The 3,191-nt window shown below is 73.0% G+C and carries 4 protein-coding genes; 1 reads left to right on the top strand and 3 read right to left on the bottom strand.

What is annotated here, in order from left to right; genetic code table 11:
* Nucleotides 1-306: 306 nt before the first annotated feature.
* From ACFWZ5_RS45835 to ACFWZ5_RS45825, 3 genes are read right to left on the bottom strand one after another with little or no spacing between them, the layout of a single operon-like run.
* Nucleotides 307-753 (bottom strand): NUDIX hydrolase, encoded by a 447-nt coding sequence (locus ACFWZ5_RS45835; RefSeq protein WP_384806640.1) that lies wholly within the window; start codon nt 751-753, stop codon nt 307-309.
* A gap of 56 nt (nt 754-809) precedes the next feature.
* Nucleotides 810-1,718 carry a pyridoxamine 5'-phosphate oxidase family protein gene (locus ACFWZ5_RS45830; RefSeq protein ID WP_384806638.1) on the bottom strand — a complete coding sequence of 303 codons (909 nt, stop codon included), beginning with the start codon at nt 1,716-1,718 and terminating at the stop codon, nt 810-812.
* A gap of 13 nt (nt 1,719-1,731) precedes the next feature.
* Nucleotides 1,732-2,187, bottom strand: coding sequence for a VOC family protein (locus ACFWZ5_RS45825; protein ID WP_384806636.1), 456 nt, complete (start codon nt 2,185-2,187; stop codon nt 1,732-1,734).
* 120 nt (nt 2,188-2,307) lie between these two features.
* On the opposite strand from ACFWZ5_RS45825, the gene ACFWZ5_RS45820 reads away from it, so the two are divergent.
* A complete protein-coding gene (locus ACFWZ5_RS45820) occupies nt 2,308-2,862 on the top strand; it encodes a CGNR zinc finger domain-containing protein (protein WP_384806634.1) in 555 nt (184 codons plus the stop codon).
* Nucleotides 2,863-3,191 lie beyond the last annotated feature (329 nt).

The following is a 3,191-nucleotide window of genomic DNA, read 5'->3' as shown; positions in this document are numbered from 1 at the left end:
CCCCGGACCCCCTTCTTTCCGCGCTGCGCGCTCGTCCTCAAACGCCGGACGGGCTATAGCCCCCCACCCAACAGCCCTACTGCGTCCTGCCGCCCCGCCGCGTCCGGCCGTCTTGCGTCGCTGAGGTGGCTTCGCGCTGTGCGCTCGCTTTTTGCCCGCCCGCCCGCCCCCTCCCGGGGGCGGGCGGGGATATTCAGCCTGCCCGGCGTTTGAGGGCGAGCCGCGGAGCGGCGATATGGGGGAGAGGGGCGGAGCCCCAGCCGAGCGGCGGAGCCGGGGAAAGGGCGGGTGGGTGGGGAGGGGGCGTCAGGTCAGGTGGCCGTCGTGGGGGCGGTCGCGCCAGAGGGTCAGGCCCACGTCGACCAGACTGACCCGGTCGAGGGAGGGCACCGTGTCGAGGGGGTGCCAGGCGGCAAGGTCGGTGGAGCCCGCGGTCTCGTGGCGGAGTGACCCACCGGTCACCCTCGCCTCGTACACAATGCGCAGCCCATGAAAGTCCGCAACGGCCCCGAGCCGCCTCGGATAGCGCCGCCGCAACGAGTCGACCCCGAGCAGGGCGACCGGCTCGACGGCGTACCCGGTCTCCTCGTCGGCCTCACGGATCACGGTGTCGTAGGGGTCCTCACCGTGGTCCATGCCACCCCCGGGCAGCGTCCACCGTTTGCTGCCGTCCCCCGCGACCCAGCGGGCGAGCAGCACCGATCCGTCCCGTACGCATACGGCGTAGGCCGCCACCCGGAGCTCCTTGTGCACGGCCTGACGTTAGACCTCGTACACCGGATCGGCACGGGTTGTTACCCGACTGCCGATCAGCCGGCGAGCGGCGGATTCGCGGGGGAGTACTCGGTTCCGGTCCAGGTCCAGGGGCTCGCGCCGGGCGTTTCGACGGCCTCGGAGAGGCGGAAGCGGACGGTCCGGGAGCCGTCGGATGCGTCGTAATCGGTACGGGCGGAGCCGGTGAGCTGGAGCGTCGTGCCGGTGGCCCAGTCGAGCAGGAGGAGCCCGGCGCGCGGGTCGACGGTGAGGTTGCCGAGGGTCAGGAACATGGCGTTGCCGGGGTAGTCGCGCCACTGGAGTTCGTACGGAGAAGTGACGGTGACGAAGCCGGGGTTGCCGCCCCGGTGGCTGGCGTCGGCGCCGCCGTCGCGCACGGTGGCGATGAAGAAGGTGTCGGCGGTCGCGATGAAGTCCTGCTGGGCGGGGGACAGTTCGGTGGAGTGGTGGGGCGAGGAGGGCGGTCCGGGTCGGCGCTCCTCGGTCAGCTGCCGCTTCTGCAGGTACTTGGGGCAGTTGGAGAAGACCTGATCCGCCTCGATGGCGAGCCCGCGCGGTGTCGGCCGCGCCCGCCCGTTCAGCCGCATACGGCGCCGCGTGCGCGGGTCGAGCGCGATCGTGCCGACGGGCGCGCCGGGCCGGGAGAGCGCCGCGGCGAGCGGGTCGCCCGCCGCGGGCGCGCCCGCCACCGACACCTGGTGCGCCCCCGTGGCCCGTACGAAACCGGGCGCGCCGGTGAGCAGCGACGCCCACACCCGGCCGCTCGCCGGATCCTGCCCGCCGACGACCAGCATCGGCTGGAGTTCGAGGAACGCGGCGGCGACCGGGCGGATGCCCGGGCCGATGGACCGGCCGACGTGATCGGCGAGCTCCCGCACGCCCACGCGGTCCTGCACGGCGCGCGAGCCCGGGTGATAGGGGTCGTGCCTGTCGTACGTGGCCATGGCGGGCGCCTCCCTAGAAGAAGCCGCAGGTCGGCGCCGACGCGACCGGCGCCGTGCCGGACTCGGCGCCGGACTGGGCGTAGATCTCCAGGCGAGTGCCGTCCGGGTCGTGGAAGAAGATCCCGCCGGACGCGGCGCCCTCGCCATGCGGCACGACGCCCTCGTACGCGAACTCCACGCCGTACGCCCGCAGTTCCCGCTCGTACTCCCGGACCCGGTCCACGGAGTCCACCTCGAACGCCAGGTGGTGCAGGCCCGCGCGCCCGGAGTCGTACGCCCCCTGCGCCTGCTGCCACAGCGTGAGCACGAGCGTGCCGTCGCGGCCGAGGAAGGCGAACCGGCGGCCCTCCTCCTTGCCCTCGCCGATCACGTCGAAGCCGATGACGTCCCGGTAGAAGGCCAGTGAGCGGTCGAGGTCGGTGACGTTCAGGCCGATGTGGCCGGTGCGTGGGGCGCTGTTCTCGGGCATGACTCTCCCCTTCGTCGGATGTGCCGTTGTAACCGTTGAAAGTTAGATTAGTGGTTAGAGATCACGGGCGTCAACCGCTCACGTACTCTTGACCGGTTAGCTCTGAAGGGAGAAGCCGCCATGCCCGCACCCCACGACCCTCGCCCCCTCACCGGCGAACCCCTCTCCCTCGACCTCCTCAACACCCGCTGGATGCACGACGGCGCCCGTCAGGACCTGCTCACCGGCACCGACGGGCTCGCCGTCTGGCTCGCCGCGAACGGGCTCGGCGAGCGGTTCGCCGCGGATGGGCCGACGCTGGAGAACGTGCTGCGCGCCCGTGACGCCCTCGCCGGGCTCGTCGATCTGCCCGGCAAGCCGGGCGGGGACGCGGGGGCCGTCGGGCGGGTCGACGCGGTGCTCTCGCGGGGGCGCGTTCGGATGCGGCTCACGCCCTCCGGGCCCGGTGAGGAGCCGGAGTTCAGCGATCCGTCCTGGGGGCCCGCGTGGCTCGCCGCGCGGGACTATCTGAACTTGCTGGCCGCCGCGCCCGACCGCATTCGGGGCTGCGCCCATGAGGCGTGTGTCCTGCACTTCTTCGATACGTCGCGGAACGGTACGCGGCGGTGGTGTTCGATGGCGGCGTGTGGGAACCGGGCCAAGGCATCCCGCCACTACGCCAAGTCCCGGACCTGACCTCCCCCTCTCCCAGGGGGCACCCCCTCGCGCCGCGAACTCGCCCCCAAACGCCGGGCAGGCTGATCCCCCACCCACCCACCCGTCCCTGAGGGCTCCGCCCCAAGCCCCCCCTCCTCCCCGCGCTCCGCGCTCGCCCTCAATCGCCGGGCAGGCTGATACCCCACCCGCCCGCCCTTTCCCAGGGGCTCCGCCCCCGGACCCCCGTCTCTCCGCGCTCCGCGCTTGCCCTCAATCGCCGGGCAGGCTGATTCCCCCCACCCGCCCGCCCTTCTCCAGGGGCTCCGCCCCCGGACCCCCTTCTCTCCGCGCTCCGCGCTCGTCCTCAA

Source organism: Streptomyces sp. NPDC059003, assembly GCF_042740445.1.
Taxonomy (GTDB): Bacteria; Actinomycetota; Actinomycetes; order Streptomycetales; family Streptomycetaceae; genus Streptomyces.
Note: the sequence above shows the minus strand (reverse complement) of the source record. Positions and strands in the feature narration are given on the sequence as shown.

Bases quoted from the DNA above. Each gene is read 5' to 3' on its own strand.
- ACFWZ5_RS45830 (WP_384806638.1), bottom strand. From the start codon at position 1,718: ATGGCCACGTACGACAGGCACGACCCCTATCACCCGGGCTCGCGCGCC.
- ACFWZ5_RS45825 (WP_384806636.1), bottom strand. From the start codon at position 2,187: ATGCCCGAGAACAGCGCCCCACGCACCGGCCACATCGGCCTGAACGTC.
- ACFWZ5_RS45820 (WP_384806634.1), top strand. From the start codon at position 2,308: ATGCCCGCACCCCACGACCCTCGCCCCCTCACCGGCGAACCCCTCTCC.